Origin of the sequence: Vibrio sp. 070316B, from assembly GCF_013114115.1 — a bacterium.
GTDB classification, from domain to species: domain Bacteria; phylum Pseudomonadota; class Gammaproteobacteria; order Enterobacterales; family Vibrionaceae; genus Vibrio; species Vibrio chagasii_B.
The window spans coordinates 1-18,144 of record NZ_VTYC01000052.1 but is presented as its reverse complement, the minus strand read 5'-3'; the positions used below and the strand labels follow the sequence as shown (position 1 = coordinate 18,144).

Genomic DNA, 18,144 nt, shown 5'->3' with positions numbered 1-18,144 from the left:
TGTCAGCGACGACAAGTAGTCCACTGCGGAGTGGTAGTTCAGTTGGTTAGAATACCGGCCTGTCACGCCGGGGGTCGCGGGTTCGAGTCCCGTCCACTCCGCCACTTATTCAGAGTTTCAGCTCTTTAAAACTGAAAATAGGGGTGTAGCTCCAATTGGCAGAGCAGCGGATTCCAAATCCGCGTGTTGGGAGTTCGAATCTCTCCACCCCTGCCATATACGAAGCCTCAGCAGAAATGCTGGGGCTTTTTTACGTCTGTTGCTTCTGCAAAGCAATGTTGAGAGCTGGAGCGCCAGCCCGGTCGAATCTCCGGAGTGTCGGCCCACCCCTACTATATTTAAGGCTCTAGTCGAAAGACTAGAGCCTTTTTGCTTTCTTAAGTTGAAATACTTCATAATCCCCTTTCAGCTTCTTCTATCTCAAATTTCTCTCTGCTCCCAAAAAGTTGCCAATAATCGTAAACTGTTCTCAAATGCCGACTAGTATAAATAATATGCATCACTTACATGGAACGGTTATGAGGTTATCTTTTGTTTTAGTTGTCCTATTTTATTCATTTTCTTCTTTAGCAACCCCTTGGGAGAAAGAGAAAAGCCCGACGACAAACTCGACCTCATCGATCGGCAGTTACGCTAACGGCTGCTTGGACGGTGCACAGGCTTTACCGATTAATGGTGTTGGCTATCAGATTATTCGTCCCCAAAGGGAGCGTTACTATGGTCACACAGAGGCTATTAAGTTTGTTGAAAGGCTCGGCGTAACAACAAGTGAGCAATTGAATACGAATCTATTGATTGGTGATATCTCACTTCCTCGTGGTGGACGCTTTTCATCTGGGCATTCAAGCCATCAAACTGGGTTGGATATAGACATATGGCTGAGGTTAACGGACAAAAAGCTTTCTGAGAATGAACTCGCGGTTCCTAAGCCAGTCAGTGTCGTCGATCTTACTAACTACAAGCTTCGCCAGTCTAATTGGACTAACGACCACTTCCAAGTTATTCGCCATGCCGCTAAAGATGAAAAAGTGGTGCGGATTTTTGTTCATCCAGTGATTAAGCAGACCCTTTGCGATCAGGAAGTTTCTGATGTTAAAGAAAGGGACTGGTTAGGCAAAATCAGGCCGTGGTGGGGACACTATTCTCACTTTCATGTTCGTTTGAAGTGCCCACAAGGCAGTGCCAATTGTATCCCTCAAGCCAAACCTCCTAAAGGTGATGGCTGTGGCGAAGAGCTCGCGAGTTGGGCGCCAAAGACAATCCCTGTTCCTCCCCCTAAAAAGGTAGCAACTAAAAAGAAAAAAAAGAAAATTAAAGTCATGCCTAGTCAGTGTTTAGCCTTGATTTCAAATAAGTAATAGAATTATCAATGGCTTGTTAAGGTGGTAATGCCACTCGTTTTGTCGACTCTAAAAACTGGAGAAATGTCACACTTTTGTCTAGAGTTTATAAATGCGACATTAAGAATATCGTTTGATATTGAGAGCATTAATTTGACTGGGCTAGGTCAGGAGTAAGTGTTTGGGGTGAAAGATGCGGCTTATGTGTAGTATGTGAAATCAGAGTCTGATACCCGTAGATAGATAATTCAAGGATAAGACTATGACTATGATTTGTGCAAAGGAATTTTCAGAATGGTTAAGACATAGGTTCAGCACTGAGAATGCGGGTATTTCTATTTCAAGAGATGACATCAACCAACTAACAGGTAGGCAGCGATTAGATCCTAGCTTTGTCAACGATGTACATTATGAATTGATGCAGTATGGAATGGCATTTGTGACCGATACTGGGCGGGAAAACTTTTATCTAGTACCAGTATCACAGTCGATAAATTGGCGAGAGCGACTCGAATATCAGTTCGAAAAAGAGTTATTCTGCAACATTTATCCCATGGAAAAATCCGGATAAGAAAAAGGTTCAACTTATTGATTAAGTTGAACCTTTTCTCTTTTAGGTCAAGCCTTGAATGATAACAAACTTTTCTAGGAGCTCGTCTTCAGTTTCAATGTGGTTTGGATCAGTGATTATGCACTTGGTTATTGGGCATACCGACTGACACGTTGGCTTCTCATAGTGACCTTTACATTCAGTACATAAATCTGGGTCGATTTCGAAGATGCTGTCACCCATAGTGATTGCGCCATTTGGGCATTCAGGGTCACACATATCGCAGTTTATGCACTTGTCAGTGATTAACAGAGCCATTGCTTACTTCTCGGTTTTCTAAGTAAAGTTACTTACCAGATGCGTTGCGTGTGTCTTGGCCTTCGCTCAAGTTACGCATCAACAAGCCGTACTCTAAGTCTAGATCAGCTGGTACAGGGATGAATACAAAGTGACCGTTGCCTTTTGCGTCTTCAACTGCTTCCGACTTACGGTTTTCCATCATCTCTAGTGTGAAAACAACGTTACCTTTCGGTGTCATCATTTCTAAGCTATCGCCTACTAGGAACTTGTTCTTCACTTCTACTTCCGCTAGATCGCCACGGCGTTTACCTGTGAATTCACCAACAAATTGTTGAGTGTCAGAGATAGAGTAACCGTACTCGTAGTTTTGGTAAGTGTCGTGAGTATGACGACGTAGGAAGCCTTCAGTGTAACCACGGTGCGCTAGGCTCTCTAGTGTACCCATTAGGCTCTCATCGAATGGTTTACCCGCTACAGCGTCATCGATAGCTTTACGGTAAACCTGTGCTGTACGTGCACAGTAGTAGAAAGACTTAGTACGGCCTTCGATTTTCAGAGAGTGAACCCCCATCTTTGTTAGACGTTCAACATGTTGGATTGCGCGAAGGTCTTTTGAGTTCATGATGTAAGTACCATGCTCATCTTCAAACGCAGCCATTTTCTCTTCAGGCTTGTGTGACTCTGAAAGTAGAACCACTTCATCTGTTGGTTTACCTAGACCTAGTGTGTTGTCTGGACGTTCGTCTTGAACTTCAACATCTTGAATCTCAACACCAGTAGGGTTTGCTTCAACGATCTGACCGTTTTCGTCTTCTTTAGCCGCTTCTGTTTTGTATTCCCAACGACAAGCGTTAGTGCAAGTACCTTGGTTAGGATCGCGCTTGTTCATGTAACCAGAAAGTAGGCAACGACCAGAGTACGCCATGCAAAGTGCACCGTGAACAAAGATCTCTAGTTCTGTTTCTGGGCAGTGTTCGCGGATCTCTTCGATCTCTTCAAGTGATAGCTCACGAGATAGGATGACACGCTCAACGCCTTGTGTAGCCCAGAATTTTACCGTTGCCCAGTTTACAGCGTTAGCCTGAACTGAAAGGTGGATAGGCATTTCAGGGAATGCTTCACGAACCATCATGATAAGACCAGGATCAGACATGATAAGAGCGTCTGGGCCCATATCAACAACTGGCTTAAGGTCGCGAATGAAAGTTTTTAGTTTAGAGTTGTGTGGCTGAATGTTACATACAACATATAACTTTTTGCCTTGAGCATGAGCTTCATCGATACCGATTTGTAGGTTTTCGTGGTTGAACTCATTGTTACGAACACGAAGGCTGTAACGTGGCTGGCCCGCGTAAACTGCATCTGCGCCGTAGGCGAATGCGTAACGCATGTTTTTAAGGCTTCCTGCCGGTGATAATAGTTCAGGTACAAATGGTTTTTGTGTAGTCATTGCTTCGTTCTCTAATCTGATCTCAAGTCAGGTTGATATCACCAAGTGATATCAAAGGGGCGCAAATTTTACGCTAAAATGAGTCTGGTTGATAGCCCTAAAGATAGCAATGATATTAAGAAGAGAGTGAAGGGATAAATATACAGCGGGAAATGTAGGGAAAATAAGCTCAGGCACGTTGCACCTGAGCTTTAAAGTTACTGATTAAGCATTCGGTTGAGTTAATCCACCTAGTGATTCGAACAGGTTCGGAAGGAACACGCTGAACTCACCACATAGCAATGAGAAATCTGCATCAAAGCGTGCAGCTTGGTCTTCGCGAGGAATATCGTCGTTCTCATCTTTAAGTTCATCACTGAACTTCAGGCGTTTGATACTGCCATCTTCAGCCAGGATAAATTCAATGCGATCTTGCCAATTGATAAGCAGCTTGGTTACCACTTTGTTCGCTTCGATGTGGTTTTTAATTTCGTCGGCTTCTAGCTCTTGTTTCTTAACTCGAACAATACCACCGTCTTCTTGAATCGACTTAAGCTCAGCTTCATCAAGCATTGTAATGCCTTGAGGCGTATCGCCTGACTTAACCCATTCGGTTAATGTTGTTTCGATCGCTTGCTCAGGAATAGCAGGAACAACTGGTAGGCTACCCATTGTTTTACGTAGCAGAGCTAACACGTCTTCTGCTTTTTTGTAGCTGCTTGCATCAACCACAATGAAACCTTCTTTTGGCATGATCAGCGCGTATGTGAAGTTACTGCGGCTAAATGCGCGAGGAAGAAGGTCAATGATGATGTCTTCTTTGAGGCTGTCTTTCTCTTTCTTTTTAAGAGGAGTGCCTGACTCTGCCTCAAGAGTTTCCACTTTTGCATTCAGTGACTCTTTAATCACAGATGCTGGTAGCATTTTCTCTTCTTTCTTTGCACAGATGAGAATGCGGTTCTCTGATACGTGCGTCATCATATCGCCATGTTTACCCATTGCGTGCACCCAACCAAATTTCTGTTTGTCTTGGCTACCACAAGGAGTAAAGCGGAATTCTTCAAGTTGTTTCTCTAGCTGATCTGCGTTGAAATCAATATCACGGTTGAAGCGATAGACTAGGCAATTTTTAAACCACATATATTTTTCTCATACCTTTTTAGAAGTGCCTCATGATATGAGATCTAATTCGATTTGTCCTTAGCTCTGTATCAAAAGTTATAAAGTGAAACGTTTGAGACAGTTATATGAAAATTTGTTTTCAAAGGTCACAAAAGTGTCATAATTAACTCAGATAATGCAATGCGTTGATTAAATACAAAGGCTATTCAATTATGTCGAGAAGGATTCTGGTCGTTGAAGATGAAGCACCTATTCGTGAGATGCTGTGTTTTGTACTTGAACAAAAAGGCTACCAAGCAGTAGAGGCTGAAGATTACGATACAGCGGTAAACAAGCTATGTGAACCTTTCCCAGATCTAGTATTACTAGATTGGATGCTACCTGGTGGTAGCGGGATAAACTTTATCAAGCACATGAAGCGTGAAGAGTTAACTCGCAACATCCCAGTGGTGATGCTAACGGCTCGTGGTGAAGAAGAAGATAAGGTTCGCGGTTTAGAAGTTGGCGCTGACGACTACATTACCAAACCGTTTTCGCCAAAAGAGCTTGTTGCTCGCCTTAAAGCGGTGATTCGTCGTGTAACACCAACGGCATTGGAAGATGTGATTGATGTACAGGGCCTTAAATTAGACCCAGTATCACACCGCGTGACCGCAAGTGAAGGTCCAGTTGATATGGGACCAACAGAATTCAAAATGCTGCATTTCTTTATGACGCACCAAGAGCGTGTATACAGCCGAGAGCAGCTGCTTAACAACGTTTGGGGTACCAATGTTTACGTTGAAGACCGAACGGTTGATGTACATATTCGACGCCTGCGTAAAGCGCTTGAGTCTGCAGGTCACGATAAGCTAATCCAAACGGTTCGTGGCGCTGGCTACCGTTTTTCTACAAAGGCTTAATGTGGCTTCGCTGCCCAGTTTACGGAGTCCTGAATGGTTGAAAAGTTAACCTGGAAAAAGCTGGCTTGGGAGCTGGCTTTTTTTTACGCACCATGGGTTTTAGTCGGATGGATATTCGGTTACCTACCTTGGTTACTGCTGGCTGCTACGGTATTGCAGCTCGGCTGGCACCTACACAACCAAATGCGTTTGTCCGCATGGCTGTGGGATGAGAAGCGTCTAACTCCACCTTCAGGCTCTGGGAACTGGGAATCTCTGTTTAACGGTATTTATCGTATGCAGCAGAGACAGCGTCGCAAACGCAAAGAACTGACTAACCTTATCCGCCGTTTCCGTAACGGTGCAGAATCGCTTCCCGATGCCGTTGTGGTATTTCGTGGTGAAGGCAATATCGTTTGGTGTAACAAGCTAGCTCAGTATTTGTTGGGCTTCCGTTGGCCAGATGATTCAGGTCAACCGATCTCGAATTTGATTCGTACTCCAGATTTTATTAAGTACCTTAATAAGCAAGATTTCTCTGAGCCATTAGAGATGCCTTCTCCTCTGAATGTGGAGCGTATGCTTGAACTGCGTATTGTGCCGTATACCGAGGGTGAACACCTGATGGTGGTGCGTGATGTCACCCAGCTTAAGCAGCTAGAGGGCATGCGCCGTAACTTCTTCGCTAACGTCTCCCATGAGTTGCGTACACCAATGACCGTCCTTCAAGGTTATCTTGAAATGACCGAAGACCCAGACATGATCGTTGGCCCAATGTGGACCAAGGCGCATGGCGTAATGACTGAGCAATTGAATCGTATGAACAGTTTGGTTAATCAGCTGCTCACGCTTTCGAAAATTGAAGCAGCGCCAATGCATGAGTTGGATGAAGTGGTTAACGTTCCTGCGATGCTGGAAGTTCTTGAGAAAGAAGCAGCCAGCCTTAGCGGTGAGCGAGAACATAAACTTGAATTTGATATCGATAAGAGTCTGCGAGTTCTTGCCGACGAAGACCAATTGAGAAGTGCGATTTCGAATTTGGTTTATAACGCGGTTAAATACACACCCGCAGGTGCGACGGTCAAAGTGCGTTGGTATCAAACCAGCCAAGGTGCGTGTTTAGACGTGTCAGATACTGGTGATGGTATTGAGCCTCAACACTTACATCGTCTCACTGAGCGCTTCTATCGTGTAGATAAAGCCCGCTCTCGTGATACCGGTGGTAGTGGTCTTGGATTAGCGATTGTAAAACATGCGCTTAGCCACCACGATTCACACCTCGAAATTCAAAGTGAAGTGGGCGTCGGCAGTCGTTTCCATTTCACGTTGCCAAACCGGTTGACCGTGTCATGAGTGACTTAATACGCAGGATGCGTTTGCCGATTGGTTCACTGTTAGCGATGGTATTGGCGTGTCCAAGCTTTGCTGAGCAGAGTGTTGAGTCATTGCCTGATTATTCCAAGGTTCCAGGTATCTCTGGAAGCTTGTTGTCGGTCGGGTCTGATACCTTGGCTGGGATGACGACATTGTGGGTAGAGGAGTTTAAATCCTATTATCCGAATGTGAACGCTCAAGTCCAAGCATCGGGCTCTTCTACTGCACCTCCTGCACTGACGGAAGGGACAGCACACCTAGGTCCTATGAGCCGACCAATGCGCCTACGTGAAGTGGAAGCTTTTGAAAGAGAGCATGGCTATAAGCCAACAGCATTGCGAGTCGCTATTGATGCAATCGGGCTGTTTGTCCACCGAGATAATCCTATTGAAGGGCTTAACTTCCGTCAGATTGATGGCATCTTTTCTGAGACATTACGCTGCGGAGCAACGAAGCCCCTCAATAACTGGCAAGATCTCGGAATCGATCAGCCATGGGCGAAACATCGATTCCAATTGTTCGGTCGCAATTCTGTATCGGGGACTTATGGATACTTCAAACAGAATGCACTGTGCGGCGGTGACTTTAAAAATCGTGTGAATGAGCAACCTGGTTCGGCTTCAGTCGTTCAGTCGGTCGCTTCATCCATCAGTGGGATTGGCTACTCGGGCATTGGCTACCGCGTAGCAGGTGTTAAGCTGATTCCTATTGCAGAGCACGGCTCTAATTATGTTGAGCCTACGCGTGAGAATATCTTGAGTGGTGATTACCCTCTATCTCGTTTTCTCTATGTATATGTAAATAAGCACCCGGATAAACCACTTTCTCCGGTTGAGAGAGAGTTCCTTACCTTTGTATTCTCAAAGCAGGGACAAGAGCTTGTGGAAAAAGATGGCTATCTAGCGATACCGTCTGAATTTGCAGAGCAAGAACTCGCAAAAGTTGGGTTATAGCTCGAACTCAATATACAGATAGCCTACTTTCGGTAGGCTATTTCCCTCATTTCAAATCTAAACACCAACCGGCACTTTTCCAGCGCTGCTGTTCTTCTTTTAACTCGTAATCGAGTAGTTGGTTTGTATCTAACCAGTCATTGTTTTCGCCAATCAAACTCCAATGGTCATCCATTTTTATGGTTAGTTTTATATTGGGTACTGGCGCTTGGCTGCGTTGTCGATTGAGTAAAATTGCCAGCCTAAGTATTCGGATCGTCAGCGTCACTTGCTGCAACGAAAACAGTGAGAATGTTGGCAAGTCTTGCAGCTTGATCGCTTTTCTTTGATATCGAACGATAAGGGAAATCAGACGCTGTTGCTCGGTATTAAAACCGGGCATGGTGGTGTGTTTAATCAGATAGGCTGAATGGCGATGATACCCTTGAAATGCCACGCTTTGGCCTACTTCATGCAGCAGTGCAGACCAACCAAGTAGGTCAAACAACTCAGCGTCTATAGTGCCTTTGAGTTGTGGTTTAGCTTGCAGTAATAGGGTGTGAGCTGTCTCTTTGACTTTTTCGGCGTGCGTTAAGTCAACATGATAGCGAGAGAGCAATGTTTCTGCGGTACGAGACCTTATATCAAGGCTCTTGAACTTATCTTCCATGTCATACAGAACGCCTTCCCTCAATGCTCCGTCAGACACATACAACTCATCTATATTTAAGCTATCCATGACAGCGGAAAGAATCGTGACACCTGCAGCAAAAACGGGCTTTCGTTCATCGCTTAAACCCAACAGTTTGATGCTTTCTACAGATGAAAACTCCTTTAGATGGTTTTTTAGATAAGTAAGCCGTTGTGGAGTGATGTACTCATCGATAAAGCCCAACCCTTTGAGTACCTCTTTTATGGATTTTGCTGTGCCAGATGAGCCAAAAGCGATTTCCCAAGAGGTGGATTGGTAATTCTTAATGACTGGTGTTAATAGTTGAATCGCAGCGGTATAAGCAGTAGCAAAATGCTGTGAAGTTAACTGGTTATCACTAAAGAACCGCTGAGTAAAACTGACGCACCCCATCGGCAAGCTATGCATGACGTCGGGTGTGAAGCCCTGTCCGGTCACTATTTCAGTGCTTCCTCCACCAATATCGATAACGAGCTTTGATTTGGAAGCGGTTTGAGTGTGTTCAACCCCGTTGTAAATCAATCGTGCTTCCTCTTGCCCTGAAATGATCTCGATGGGAAAAGGAAAAATGAGTTTGGCTTGTTCGATAAAGGTGTTTGAGTTCTTTGCTTTTCGTAGGGTATGGGTAGCTACGACTCTGACATCGTCTATCTCAAAATCAGTGAGTCGTTCAGCGAATACTTTTAGACACTCTAGCCCGCGATGAATCGCTTGATCTGATAGTTGGTGGTGTTCACCCAACCCATCACCCAACCGTACTTTCTGTTTATGTCGGCTGACGAGTTGTAGGTGTTTGCCAAACACTTGAGCAACCACCATATGAAAGCTGTTCGAACCTAAATCGATAGCTGCAATGCATCTGGATTGTTTGTCGTCACTTAGCGGCATGATTTCTTCTCTTGCTTGTGCTTTTTACGAGCTTGCTTCTCTATATGTTTAATATAGTGGTAAGTAGCGAGTTGTGACGTGGAATGCGTAAGTTGAGTTGTGGTTGAAGGCTTGTACTGATTGGTCATCGTATGATCGATCATCCGCGCCTTATGTTTGTCATCAAAATGAAACTCGGTGATATCAATGATAGTTTGCTTGATCTTAGAATCCAAAATTGGCGTTGCTACTTCAATTCTATGGTCAAAGTTTCGAGTCATCCAATCGGCAGAAGAGATGTAAACCTTGGGCTTTCCGGCATTGTGAAAGATCATCACTCTTGGGTGCTCAAGAAAACGATCGACCACACTGATGATCTCAATATTGTCACTGACGTTTGGTATTCCCGGAACCAGTGAGCACATACCACGAATGATCATTCTTACTTTTACGTTGGCTTGGCTCGCTAGGTAGAGCTTTTTAATGATTTCGCGATCCACCAAGTTATTGAGTTTTAAAGTTATGCTCGCAGGCTTACCCTCTGAGGCATTCTGGATCTCTTTATCGATCAGCTGATACAGACGCTTTCTGGTATTTTTAGGTGAGACTATCAGCTGTTTGAACTGCGTTTTTTGATACGGGTTTTCGATGTATTTGAAGACTTGGCGAACTTCATGCGTGAGCTCTGGGTTTGCGGTAAGTAACGATAAATCGGTATAGACACGAGCGGTGATTTCATGAAAATTACCTGTACCGATATGAACGTAACTCTCCATAGCCTTGCCGTTCTTGCGCTTGATGAGTAGCAATTTTGAATGGATTTTTAGACTAGGGATGCCATAAATCACCTTCACTCCTGCTTCTTGGAGTCTCTTTGCCCACTGAATGTTGGCTTGCTCGTCAAAGCGGGCTTGAAGCTCAACCACCACGGTGACTTTCTTGCCATTGTGGGCCGCATCAATGATCGAATTGAGTAACTTAGAACCTTCAGCAACACGGTAAACATTGATTTTGATGACCGTTACCTTGGGATCAAACGAAGCCTGCCTGACCAGTTCGGTAATGTGATCGAAAGTATGGTAGGGGTAGTGCAGCAAGATATCGCGAGCTTTGATCGCTTCAAAATAGTTACTGTAATGAGCAAACGACGCACACTTAATCGGTGAGAGAGGCGCGTTAACGAGATCATCTCGATTGAGGGTTGGGAAATCACAGAAGTGCTTAAAGTTTTGATAACGACCGCCAGAGAGCACGCTGTCATAATCTGATAGCTTGAGCTTGGTTCGTAAGAAATTCAGCATCTCTTGTGGCATCTCGGATTCATAGATCAAGCGTATCGGTAGCGCCGTTAAACGTTGCTCAATACCAATCGACATTGATTCCAGAAGGCTGCAGTTACTGTCTTCTTGCAGGTCATAGTCTGCATCACGTGTAATTTTGATGGCGAAGCAACGCAGCGAATCGTATTCGAAGAAGCCTTTAAGTAAGTCGTCTAGGCAGAAGCGAACTATATTATCTAATAAGATCAGGGTAGTACGTTGTGAGTCTGACGGCGTCGGCAGTTTTACAAATCGAGGTAAAGCGTCTGATGGAATCTCTAACAGAGCGTATTGAGATGACCCATTGTGCTCAATATCGATAGCTAAATAACTTTGTTCGTCTTTGAGGATATTGAGCAGTTGGCTATCTTCGTTGAGTAGCAAAGGCGTGAGATGCGGGAGTATTTTCTTCCTAAAGTATTTTTTAAGCCAATCACTCTGCTCGGTATTAATTTGCTGTTCATTAACCAAAAAAATACGATTACGTGCTAATTCGAGCAACAACTCTTTGTAAAGTGAATGAAAACAAATATCTAGCTCATTCGCCTTCTGTTGCATCTGAGTTAGCAAGGTTTTTGAGGTGTCAGAGTTTGATTTAGGATCTCGCAATAAGATCTTGCGTTTTACGTCGGAAAATCGGACTTTGTAGAACTCATCGAGGTTTTTTGAGTAGATCCCTAGAAAACGAACTCTTTCAATCAAAGGGACAGACTTGTCAGCCGCCTCTTGAAGCACTCTTTCATTGAACGATAACCAGCTAAGTTCTTTTGCGACATAGTCTTTTTCCATCGTATTGTTGATCCTTGAATGCTGACTATTGGGGTGACTAGTTTAATTTATAACGTTAGCGCTCACAAAAGTATTGATCTTTGGATAAAAAGGGTGAACAAACTTGTTATTAGTTTCAGTTGTTTAACGTAGCTTGTAATATAATTGTCATCTAAGATACATATTATGTCAGCAGCTAAAAAAAGGTAGATAAACAGATGGCTTCAGCCCAATTTTCATTGAAAGAGCGCGACAAAAAAAGATGGTTGAAAGATCGTCTCGTCCGTTTTTCGGTGACATGTGGTGGTGTCAGTGTTTTAGCTGCCTTGGTTTTGATCTTTGTTTATCTAGCAATGATCATTTTACCGGTATTTTCCGATACTGGTTTAGAGACTGATCAAGCGGTTAAAACTATAGTGGTAGATAAGCCTATCGCACTATCGGTTGATGAGTACGGTCAACACGCCTTTACTGTCGAAAAGTCTGGTTTGGTTCAGTTTTGGGACTTAGACTCGCAAAATACACACTCTTATTTCGAGCGAAGTATATTAGCAGATCCTATTGCCTTCTCTCGAAATACCCCAGCTGAAAATTGGTTTGCTTTTGCTGACAGCGCTAGCAACATCACTTTCTTCTACCCTGAGTATAGTGCGCCTGTACTTCAAAAGGGCGCTGAAGCTCAACCAAAAATCGAGCAAGTTGCTCTGCCTAACCCCTTCTTAACCGATGAACCAGCGAACGGCGCGTTGATCGACAAGTTCGCATTCTCTAAAAGTGGGCGCGATATTACTGTTGCCGCTCAGTTAACTGACCAACGAGTGCTAGTGAAGTGGTACCAAAGCGACTTGGCTGGTGGCTATGTATTAAAGAATAGTCAATGGTTATCGAATAAGCTTGGTGCTCAACAGCAGCTATTGATGACACCAGATGGGCAGACTTTATACCTTCGAGCAAAGTCTGACTTAGTGGTATTAAAACTCGCTGATAAAGGGTTTGATGTCCGTGAAGTGATCGACCTGAGTTTGAATGACGCCAAACACGGTGTGAAAAGTATCGATTTATTATCTGGTGCTTATTCGTTGTTGGTTACACATCAGGATGGACAAGTCTCTCAATGGTTTGATGTGCTGAAAGATGAAAAGCGTAGCCTAACCCATATTCGAGATTTCCAGCTCGCTGAAGAAGTTCAATTTATCTTGCCGGATACCTACCGAAAAGGCTTCTATAGTTTCTATAAAAACGGCACATTACAGAGCCATTATACGACCAGTGAAAAGCTGTCTCTGTTTGAGCGTGCGTTTGATAAGTCACCTCAGTTAGCTGCGATGTCGGCTAATGAGCTACATTTGGCGACATTGATTGATGATAAAATCAGTGTGGCGAAAGTCGACAATGAATACCCTCAGATCTCATTCTCTTCGCTATGGCAAAAAGTCTGGTACGAGAGCTATCCAGAGCCGCAGTATGTATGGCAGTCAACTTCCGCCAATGATGACTTTGAAGAGAAATTCAGTTTAGTACCAATCACCTTTGGTACCATCAAAGCGGCGCTGTTTGCCATGATGTTTGCGGTGCCAGTTGCGGTGTTAGGTGCAATTTATACCGCTTACTTTATGTCGCCACGCATGCGACGAGTGGTGAAGCCGTCGATTGAGTTAATGGAAGCTTTGCCTACCGTAATTATTGGCTTCCTCGCGGGTCTATGGTTTGCGCCAATTGTAGAAACCCATTTAACCGCTGTATTCTCTTTGATGGTGATGTTGCCTCTGAGCGCTTTGATTACAGGACTTGTTTGGTTCTGTTTGCCTAAGGTTGTGACAAGTCGCTTCTCCAATGGCTGGCATGCACTTATCTTGATTCCGGTACTGATAGCAACGGTCGTTACGGTATTTGCAGCGGGCAACAGTATTGAAGCCTTGTTGTTTGACGGTGATATACGCACTTTCCTAGCTGGCTATGGGATCGATTTTGATCAGCGTAATGCCCTGGTGGTCGGTTTTGCGATGGGTTTTGCTGTCATCCCGACAATTTTTACGATTGCTGAAGATGCGATTTTCTCGGTGCCGAAGCACCTGTCTGATGGTTCACTCGCTCTTGGTGCTACCGCGTGGCAGACCCTGATTTATGTCGTTTTACTGACAGCCAGCCCCGGTATTTTTTCTGCGGTGATGATGGGATTAGGGCGAGCCGTTGGGGAAACCATGATCGTCCTGATGGCGACAGGCAACACGCCAATCCTTGATTGGAATATTTTAGAAGGGATGAGGACACTATCCGCGACCATTGCTGTCGAACTTCCAGAATCGGAAGTGGGTGGGTCGCATTTCCGTTTGCTGTTCTTAGCTGCGCTATTGCTGTTTATTTTTACCTTCGCTGTGAACTCGCTAGCGGAGTGGGTTCGACAAAGATTGAGAGATAAATATCGTGCTTTATAGTGTTAATACGTCACCTCAATCTGAATCTAGGCCTGCAAAGCTTTGGGGCTTAGCAAACTGCATGTATCGTTGTTCTATGTATCACTGTCAGGTAACACATGATGAATAGGCTCAAGTCGTTATTGTCATGGGTTAAATCTGGCTCGCCATGGATCTGGCTAACCGGTGGAGCAGTTAGCATCAGTATGCTTTCGGTTCTTGGTTTGATGCTCCTGATCGGCTGGAAAGGGCTGACCTACTTTTGGCCTGCGCCCTTGTATCAGTGGCAAGTCGATTCTAAAGATATGTCTCTGGTTGTTGACCTTGATGAAACCGTCTCTCAACAAGATGTGTTGATCGGTCAGTTGTATGAACGCAAATACATTCCAATAGAGCAAGTTCCGCAGGCGCACGATCTACTATCACCTCAAAACATTGCTACAGGGTTGATACAACGTTTGAGCATCAAGGTGGCGAATAGAGAACTCTATCCTGCTGATTTTATCTCGATTCTGGATGTGAATTTACTCGAGCCTACCACTCCCCGAGATTGGGCGGTGATAGAGCGTAGCCGAGGTGGTTACTTTTTTGGTAAGCCGGTTGGCTTTAAAACAGCATCGGGAACTTTTTACACCGATATCGACCAAAAGCTCAAAGACGGTTTAGCGTTTGCTGACACTCTGCGTGCTGAAACTTCACGCGTGGTAAACCAAGAGATTCGTAATATCAGCTGGCAGTTGGAAAACTTACGTCTAGAAAAGCGCAAGTTAGAACTTAATGAGTCTGTGAGCGATGAGTACCTTAAAACTTATACCGCAACTAGGCTTGAGCTGAATAGGCAGTTAGACGAAGCTGAGATTAAGCTAGAGCATCTCAGAACACAGTTGAATGTTGAGAGCTTACTTGTTGAAGATATGACGGGTGAGCAGGTTGAAATCTCGCTCAGTCATATTCTGGATTACTGGTACCCAAATAATATGTCTTACCTTGAAAAGGTTGGACATTGGGGCCATCAAGTGTGGAAGTTCTTGTCAGAAAACCCACGAGAATCCAACTCAGAAGGCGGTGTGTTCCCAGCAATCTTTGGTACAGTATTACTGGTTATTCTGATGTCGATTGTGGTGATGCCTCTTGGGGTGGTGGCGGCGATCTACTTACATGAATACGCGAAAAACAACGCGCTTACCCGTTTGATTCGAATTGCGGTTATCAACCTAGCCGGTGTACCTTCAATCGTGTATGGCGTTTTTGGTTTAGGGTTTTTCGTCTATACCATTGGTGGCTCAATCGATACCCTGTTTTATGCAGAACGATTACCTGCTCCTACCTTTGGTACACCAGGCTTACTTTGGTCTGCACTGACTTTGGCTGTGTTGACACTCCCTGTCGTGATTGTGACGACCGAAGAGGGGTTAACACGTATCCCAAGCTCGGTAAGGCATGGTTCTTTAGCGCTCGGCGCAACTCAATTTGAGACCTTGTGGCGTATTGTTTTGCCTATGGCAAGCCCTGCGATAATTACCGGATTGATACTGGCGATTGCGAGAGCGGCTGGTGAAGTGGCTCCATTAATGCTGGTGGGGGTTGTAAAACTCGCATCAAGCTTGCCTGTTGATACTCAGTTTCCGTACATACACTTAGATAGAAAGTTCATGCATTTAGGCTTTCATATCTATGATGTTGGATTTCAAACATCGAACATAGAGGCTGCGCGCCCATTGGTGTATGCGACTTCGTTTTTATTGGTTACGGTAATCGTGGGGCTGAATTTAACGGCGATTAATATCCGTAATAACTTACGTGAAAAGTACCGAACCTTAGGACAAGATTAAGATGTTCTCAATTAATGAAACCTTGGGTTACCAAGCGCCTTTAGACGTACACAATCTAAAGGAAGAACAAATTGCTATCTCGATCGAAGGGCTCAATCTTTACTACAAAGAAAGCCAAGCGCTCGATGATATCTCGATGAAGATACCCAAAGGGCAAGTGACGGCATTTATCGGTCCTTCGGGCTGTGGTAAATCAACCTTACTACGCTGCATCAATCGCATGAACGACCTTGTCGAAGGCTGCAAAGTTTCCGGAAAAGTGAAGCTTCATGGCAAGAATGTCTATCATCCTAAAGTTGATGTTGCGACTCTGCGTCGCCGTGTCGGCATGGTATTTCAGCGTCCAAACCCGTTTCCTAAATCTATCTATGAAAATGTGGTTTACGGACTAAGGCTGCAAGGTGTGAGTAACAGCCGAGATCTTGATGATGCCGTAGAACGATCACTGCGTGCAGCGGCGTTGTGGGATGAAGTAAAAGATCGTTTACATGAAAATGCTTTTGGTTTATCTGGTGGTCAGCAGCAGCGCTTGGTGATTGCTCGCGCCGTTGCGATTGAACCAGAGGTCTTGCTGTTGGATGAGCCGACATCGGCATTGGATCCTATTTCAACATTGACGATTGAAGAGCTAATCAACGATCTCAAAACGCAATATACGGTCGTTATCGTCACGCATAACATGCAGCAGGCTGCGCGTGTGAGTGACCATACCGCCTTTATTCATATGGGAAAATTGATCGAGTACTCAGATACGGATTCAATATTTACGTCGCCATTGAAAAACCAAACGGAAGACTACATTACTGGTCGATACGGTTAACGTTACCGTTCTCATCACTGGAGCTAAGTCACTCCAATATAAATGACTTATCCAATTCTTTTTAAGGAGCTGACATGCAATTTGGTCGCCATATCTCAGGACAATTTAATGTCGAGTTAGAGTCTATCCGTACCCATGTACTGACTATGGGTGGATTAGTGGAGCAGCAGCTCTCTTTTGCGATGCAGGCACTCCACAAAGATGATTTGGAACTAGCGAAGAAAGTGATTCGTGATGATCATAAAGTGAATGCGATGGAAGTGTCGATTGATGAGGCATGTACCCGTATTATCGCTAAGCGTCAGCCAACGGCAAAAGATCTGCGCTTGATAATGGCGATCATTAAGACTATTACTGACCTTGAGCGCATTGGTGATGTTGCCTCGAAGATCGCGCAAGGTGCGATTGATATCCCTTCGACAAAAGAACAGAAATTCCATGTATCGCTAGAGCCTTTATGCCGACAAGCGATCACCATGCTGCACCAAGTTTTAGACGCATTTGCTCGAATGGATGTGGATGCGGCAGCAGAGGTACACAAACTTGATGACAAGTTGGATGCTGAATACGAAGCGGTGATACGTCAGTTGATGACTTACATGATGGAAGACCCTAAGAATATTCCTAACATCTTACAAGTGATGTGGTCTGCGAGAGCCATTGAGCGAGTAGGAGATCGTTGTCAGAATATCTGTGAGTACATTATCTACTTTGTGAAAGGCAAAGATGTACGCCACCTTGGCGATCAAAGCCTAGATGACGCACTAAAATAAAGAACCTAGCTAGAAGCTCAGAATCGCGCCTAAGTTTAAGTTGATAGTGGTGTTGTAAGGTACAAAAGTCTTATTGTGGTCAAACAGATTCAAATCGGCACCCGCTCTAAGCGCGAGTACAGGCGTTGCTTGATACACATAAGCACCACCCAAACTTAGGCCGGTCGCTGTCTTCCTTTCCGTAATACCTGAACGTGTCTTTTCACCGTCATAGTCAGCAACACCCACCTCAGCTTGAAAGCCGTGTAATTGCTGTGAACCAAACATGTTTTGAATACCAATTCGATACGAGTTTACTGTTTCATCATAACGATCACTCTCATACCAAATGTCTGAATAGCTTAAGTAAACAGCACCTAGATCTGCGATATCAGTCAAGCCAACCTGAACTCCAAATCCATGATACGCACCGATTTTTAGTTCGGGTGAAAGGTGAAGGCCGGTGGCTGAAACGGAAGTTGAAAGCAGGGTAAGTGCAAGTAAGGGAGACTTAATCTTCATAAAATTACCTAGAGTATGTCGCCATCCTTGGCTGCAATGAATTTTGATTCGAATCGTTTAAAAAGGTGAGTCAAGCTTGGGTGAAATGTTAAAACCCAGCAATTGACTGATGGTAAAAAGCCAGCAGAGTGAAGTGACCCCGTAAAGTTGGACATTTCTGTTAAGCGGCTTTCAAGGCCTGAGTTCGATATTCTATCGGAGTCAGGCCTTTTAGTTTCACTTTTATACGTT

The 18,144-nt window shown here is 44.4% G+C and carries 16 protein-coding genes and 2 tRNA genes; 11 read left to right on the top strand and 7 right to left on the bottom strand.

The window, feature by feature from the left end; genetic code table 11:
• Positions 1 to 27: 27 nt before the first annotated feature.
• The 4 genes from F0251_RS23680 to F0251_RS23665 all read left to right on the top strand — a co-directional run bounded on the left by F0251_RS23680 (position 28) and on the right by F0251_RS23665 (position 1,911).
• A tRNA-Asp gene (locus tag F0251_RS23680) sits at positions 28 to 104 on the top strand.
• A 35-nt stretch (positions 105 to 139) separates the two neighbouring features.
• Positions 140 to 216 (top strand) — tRNA-Trp (locus F0251_RS23675).
• Positions 217 to 518: 302 nt separating this feature from the next.
• Positions 519 to 1,358: a penicillin-insensitive murein endopeptidase gene (gene mepA / locus F0251_RS23670; RefSeq protein ID WP_061033315.1), complete on the top strand. Its 840-nt coding sequence runs from the start codon at positions 519 to 521 to the stop codon at positions 1,356 to 1,358.
• Positions 1,359 to 1,602: 244 nt separating this feature from the next.
• Positions 1,603 to 1,911 carry a hypothetical protein gene (locus F0251_RS23665; RefSeq protein ID WP_004740369.1) on the top strand — a complete coding sequence of 103 codons (309 nt, stop codon included), beginning with the start codon at positions 1,603 to 1,605 and terminating at the stop codon, positions 1,909 to 1,911.
• A gap of 42 nt (positions 1,912 to 1,953) precedes the next feature.
• On the opposite strand, the gene F0251_RS23660 is transcribed toward F0251_RS23665, so the two are convergent.
• From F0251_RS23660 to rdgC, 3 genes are all read right to left on the bottom strand, one after another.
• Positions 1,954 to 2,208, bottom strand: a complete 255-nt coding sequence (locus F0251_RS23660; RefSeq protein WP_004740368.1) for a YfhL family 4Fe-4S dicluster ferredoxin — start codon at positions 2,206 to 2,208, stop codon at positions 1,954 to 1,956.
• Positions 2,209 to 2,236: 28 nt separating this feature from the next.
• A complete protein-coding gene (gene yegQ, locus F0251_RS23655; RefSeq protein ID WP_061033314.1) occupies positions 2,237 to 3,640 on the bottom strand; it encodes a tRNA 5-hydroxyuridine modification protein YegQ in 1,404 nt (467 codons plus the stop codon).
• Between the two features lie 204 nt (positions 3,641 to 3,844).
• On the bottom strand, positions 3,845 to 4,759 hold the full coding sequence (gene rdgC / locus F0251_RS23650; RefSeq protein WP_086716151.1) for a recombination-associated protein RdgC: 915 nt from the start codon (positions 4,757 to 4,759) through the stop codon (positions 3,845 to 3,847).
• A 194-nt stretch (positions 4,760 to 4,953) separates the two neighbouring features.
• Here rdgC and phoB point away from each other — a divergent pair, with 194 nt between their 5' ends.
• From phoB to F0251_RS23635, 3 genes are read left to right on the top strand one after another with little or no spacing between them, the layout of a single operon-like run.
• Complete coding sequence (phoB, locus tag F0251_RS23645) at positions 4,954 to 5,643, top strand: phosphate regulon transcriptional regulator PhoB (protein WP_004735064.1); 690 nt, start codon at positions 4,954 to 4,956, stop codon at positions 5,641 to 5,643.
• A 33-nt stretch (positions 5,644 to 5,676) separates the two neighbouring features.
• Positions 5,677 to 6,975 (top strand): phosphate regulon sensor histidine kinase PhoR, encoded by a 1,299-nt coding sequence (phoR, locus tag F0251_RS23640; protein ID WP_004740365.1) that lies wholly within the window; start codon positions 5,677 to 5,679, stop codon positions 6,973 to 6,975.
• Between the two features lie 17 nt (positions 6,976 to 6,992).
• Complete coding sequence (locus tag F0251_RS23635) at positions 6,993 to 7,949, top strand: PstS family phosphate ABC transporter substrate-binding protein (RefSeq protein WP_061033312.1); 957 nt, start codon at positions 6,993 to 6,995, stop codon at positions 7,947 to 7,949.
• Positions 7,950 to 7,995: 46 nt separating this feature from the next.
• Here the strand turns inward: F0251_RS23635 and ppx are convergent, their stop codons facing one another.
• Both ppx and ppk1 read right to left on the bottom strand, forming a co-directional pair.
• Entirely contained in the window at positions 7,996 to 9,507 is a 1,512-nt protein-coding gene (ppx, locus tag F0251_RS23630; RefSeq protein WP_171731946.1) for an exopolyphosphatase, read from the bottom strand.
• Positions 9,498 to 11,594: a polyphosphate kinase 1 gene (ppk1, locus tag F0251_RS23625; RefSeq protein WP_171731945.1), complete on the bottom strand. Its 2,097-nt coding sequence runs from the start codon at positions 11,592 to 11,594 to the stop codon at positions 9,498 to 9,500. The genes ppx and ppk1 overlap by 10 nt, the downstream gene beginning before the upstream one ends.
• Positions 11,595 to 11,791: 197 nt before the next feature.
• Here ppk1 and F0251_RS23620 point away from each other — a divergent pair, with 197 nt between their 5' ends.
• From F0251_RS23620 to phoU, 4 genes are all read left to right on the top strand, one after another.
• On the top strand, positions 11,792 to 14,008 hold the full coding sequence (locus F0251_RS23620; protein ID WP_171731944.1) for an ABC transporter permease subunit: 2,217 nt from the start codon (positions 11,792 to 11,794) through the stop codon (positions 14,006 to 14,008).
• Positions 14,009 to 14,109: 101 nt separating this feature from the next.
• Positions 14,110 to 15,819 carry a phosphate ABC transporter permease PstA gene (gene pstA, locus F0251_RS23615; RefSeq protein ID WP_171731947.1) on the top strand — a complete coding sequence of 570 codons (1,710 nt, stop codon included), beginning with the start codon at positions 14,110 to 14,112 and terminating at the stop codon, positions 15,817 to 15,819.
• Between the two features lies 1 nt (position 15,820).
• The gene (pstB, locus tag F0251_RS23610; RefSeq protein ID WP_004740359.1) at positions 15,821 to 16,639 is read left to right on the top strand and encodes a phosphate ABC transporter ATP-binding protein PstB; all 819 of its coding nucleotides are present in this window, start codon (positions 15,821 to 15,823) and stop codon (positions 16,637 to 16,639) included.
• Positions 16,640 to 16,713: 74 nt separating this feature from the next.
• On the top strand, positions 16,714 to 17,412 hold the full coding sequence (gene phoU / locus F0251_RS23605; protein ID WP_004740358.1) for a phosphate signaling complex protein PhoU: 699 nt from the start codon (positions 16,714 to 16,716) through the stop codon (positions 17,410 to 17,412).
• A gap of 9 nt (positions 17,413 to 17,421) precedes the next feature.
• Here phoU and F0251_RS23600 read toward each other — a convergent pair whose 3' ends face one another.
• Together F0251_RS23600 and F0251_RS24735 are read right to left on the bottom strand one after the other, a co-directional pair.
• Positions 17,422 to 17,913 (bottom strand): hypothetical protein, encoded by a 492-nt coding sequence (locus F0251_RS23600; RefSeq protein WP_061033307.1) that lies wholly within the window; start codon positions 17,911 to 17,913, stop codon positions 17,422 to 17,424.
• 160 nt (positions 17,914 to 18,073) lie between these two features.
• On the bottom strand, positions 18,074 to 18,144 hold a 71-nt coding region (locus F0251_RS24735), incomplete at its 5' end, for an IS3 family transposase (RefSeq protein WP_367613550.1).

Excerpts from the sequence above, each read along its gene's own strand:
- ppk1 (WP_171731945.1), bottom strand. The coding sequence starts at position 11,594 with ATGGAAAAAGACTATGTCGCAAAAGAACTTAGCTGGTTATCGTTCAAT.
- ppx (WP_171731946.1), bottom strand. The coding sequence starts at position 9,507 with ATGCCGCTAAGTGACGACAAACAATCCAGATGCATTGCAGCTATCGAT.
- yegQ (WP_061033314.1), bottom strand. The coding sequence starts at position 3,640 with ATGACTACACAAAAACCATTTGTACCTGAACTATTATCACCGGCAGGA.
- F0251_RS23665 (WP_004740369.1), top strand. The coding sequence starts at position 1,603 with ATGACTATGATTTGTGCAAAGGAATTTTCAGAATGGTTAAGACATAGG.
- mepA (WP_061033315.1), top strand. The coding sequence starts at position 519 with ATGAGGTTATCTTTTGTTTTAGTTGTCCTATTTTATTCATTTTCTTCT.
- pstA (WP_171731947.1), top strand. The coding sequence starts at position 14,110 with ATGAATAGGCTCAAGTCGTTATTGTCATGGGTTAAATCTGGCTCGCCA.
- rdgC (WP_086716151.1), bottom strand. The coding sequence starts at position 4,759 with ATGTGGTTTAAAAATTGCCTAGTCTATCGCTTCAACCGTGATATTGAT.
- phoR (WP_004740365.1), top strand. The coding sequence starts at position 5,677 with ATGGTTGAAAAGTTAACCTGGAAAAAGCTGGCTTGGGAGCTGGCTTTT.
- phoU (WP_004740358.1), top strand. The coding sequence starts at position 16,714 with ATGCAATTTGGTCGCCATATCTCAGGACAATTTAATGTCGAGTTAGAG.
- F0251_RS23635 (WP_061033312.1), top strand. The coding sequence starts at position 6,993 with ATGCGTTTGCCGATTGGTTCACTGTTAGCGATGGTATTGGCGTGTCCA.
- F0251_RS23620 (WP_171731944.1), top strand. The coding sequence starts at position 11,792 with ATGGCTTCAGCCCAATTTTCATTGAAAGAGCGCGACAAAAAAAGATGG.
- phoB (WP_004735064.1), top strand. The coding sequence starts at position 4,954 with ATGTCGAGAAGGATTCTGGTCGTTGAAGATGAAGCACCTATTCGTGAG.
- pstB (WP_004740359.1), top strand. The coding sequence starts at position 15,821 with ATGTTCTCAATTAATGAAACCTTGGGTTACCAAGCGCCTTTAGACGTA.
- F0251_RS23660 (WP_004740368.1), bottom strand. The coding sequence starts at position 2,208 with ATGGCTCTGTTAATCACTGACAAGTGCATAAACTGCGATATGTGTGAC.
- F0251_RS23600 (WP_061033307.1), bottom strand. The coding sequence starts at position 17,913 with ATGAAGATTAAGTCTCCCTTACTTGCACTTACCCTGCTTTCAACTTCC.